This is a genomic window from Streptomyces sp. NPDC006283 (assembly GCF_040613325.1).
Taxonomy (GTDB): Bacteria; Actinomycetota; Actinomycetes; order Streptomycetales; family Streptomycetaceae; genus Streptomyces.
Map to the genome: position 1 here is coordinate 1 of NZ_JBEXRZ010000441.1, position 1,888 is coordinate 1,888.

3 protein-coding genes are annotated in these 1,888 nt (G+C 72.9%); all 3 read left to right on the plus strand.

The genetic code is table 11. The annotated features are described in order from the left end of the window. A partial coding sequence (locus ABZ070_RS37075) for a methionine adenosyltransferase domain-containing protein (protein ID WP_356640584.1) occupies window positions 1-471 on the plus strand: 471 nt, incomplete at its 5' end. A gap of 30 nt (window positions 472-501) precedes the next feature. Beyond that, window positions 502-1,488 carry a carbohydrate kinase family protein gene (locus tag ABZ070_RS37080; protein WP_356640586.1) on the plus strand — a complete coding sequence of 329 codons (987 nt, stop codon included), beginning with the start codon at window positions 502-504 and terminating at the stop codon, window positions 1,486-1,488. Then, on the plus strand, window positions 1,485-1,888 hold a 404-nt coding region (locus ABZ070_RS37085), incomplete at its 3' end, for a homocysteine S-methyltransferase family protein (protein ID WP_356640588.1). The genes ABZ070_RS37080 and ABZ070_RS37085, both read left to right, overlap by 4 nt.

The following is a 1,888-nucleotide window of genomic DNA, read 5'->3' on the forward strand; positions in this document are numbered from 1 at the left end:
CGTTTCGAGATCGGCGGCCCGATGGGCGACGCCGGCCTCACCGGCCGCAAGATCATCATCGACACGTACGGCGGCATGGCCCGCCACGGCGGCGGCGCGTTCTCCGGCAAGGACCCGTCCAAGGTCGACCGCTCCGCCGCGTACGCGATGCGCTGGGTCGCCAAGAACGTGGTCGCCGCCGGCCTCGCCGAGCGCTGCGAGGTCCAGGTCGCCTACGCGATCGGCAAGGCGGAGCCGGTCGGCCTGTTCGTCGAGACGTTCGGCACCGGCACCGTCGCCCAGGACCGCATCGAGAAGGCCATCACCGAGGTCTTCGACCTGCGCCCGGCCGCGATCATCCGCGACCTCGACCTGCTGCGGCCCATCTACGCCGCCACCGCCGCCTACGGCCACTTCGGCCGCGAACTGCCCGACTTCACCTGGGAGCGGACCGACCGCGCCCACCGGCTCAAGGCCGCGGCCGGCCTCTGAGGCCCGCCGGACCTGTGAGGAGATCCTGACGTGCGCATCGCTGTCACCGGTTCCATCGCCACCGACCATCTGATGGTCTTCCCCGGCCGGTTCGCGGATCAGCTGATCCCCGACCAGCTCGCTCATGTCTCGCTCTCCTTCCTGGTCGACGCACTCGAGGTGCGCCGGGGCGGAGTGGCGGCCAACGTCGCCTTCGGCCTCGGCAGCCTCGGCCTCACCCCCCTGCTGGTCGGCGCCGTCGGCGGCGACTTCGCCGAATACGAGGTGTGGCTGAAGGAACACGGCGTCGACACCGGCCCGGTCCTGGTGTCCACCGAGCGCCAGACCGCCCGGTTCATGTGCATCACCGACCAGGACGCCAACCAGATCGCCTCGTTCTACGCGGGCGCCATGCAAGAAGCCCGCGACATCGACCTGTGGCACCTGACCACCGGCAGCGCGGCCCGCCCCGACCTCGTCCTCGTCTGCCCCAACGACCCGGCCGCGATGCTGCGCCACACCGGCGAGTGCCGCGAACTGGGCCTGCCCTTCGCCGCCGACCCCTCCCAGCAACTCGCCCGCCTGGAGGGCTCCGAGGTACGTGACCTCGTCGACGGCGCCCGCTGGCTGTTCACCAACGAGTACGAGGCGGCCCTGCTGCTGGAACGCACCGGCTGGGAAGCGGCCGACGTCCTCGCCAAGGTCGGCGCCTGGATCACCACCCTCGGCGGCGCCGGCGTGCGCATCGACCGCGCCGGCCACGAACCGCTGACCGTTCCGGCCGTCCCCGACGCCCCCGCCGTCGACCCGACCGGCGTCGGCGACGCCTTCCGGGCCGGCTTCCTGGCCGGCGTCGCCCGCGGACTGGACCTCACCTGCGCCGCACGCCTCGGCTGCGTCGTCGCGGCCCAGGCCCTCGGCGCGGTCGGCTCCCAGTCCTACCGGACCGACCCCGAGCAGCTGCTGGCCGCCGCCGAGCGCGCCTACGGCACCGCCGCGGCCGCCGAGCTCGCCCCCGGACTGGGGGAACGGCCTTGACCACCACCCGCATCGACGCACTGCGCCAGGCGCTCGCCACCCGGGTGGTGGTGGCCGACGGGGCGATGGGCACCATGCTCCAGGACCAGGACCCGACGCTCGAGGACTTCCAGGACCTCGAGGGCTGCAACGAGATCCTCAACGTCACCCGGCCCGACATCGTCCGCTCCGTCCACGAGGCGTACTACGCCGTCGGCGTCGACTGCGTGGAGACGAACACCTTCGGCGCCAACCACGCCGCGCTCGGGGAGTACGACATCCCCGAGCGGGTCCACGAGCTGTCCGAGGCCGGCGCCCGTATCGCCCGCGAGGTGGCCGACGAGTTCACCGCCTCGACCGGCCGGCAGCGGTGGGTGCTGGGCTCCATGGGCCCCGGCACCAAGCTGCCCACCCTGGGACA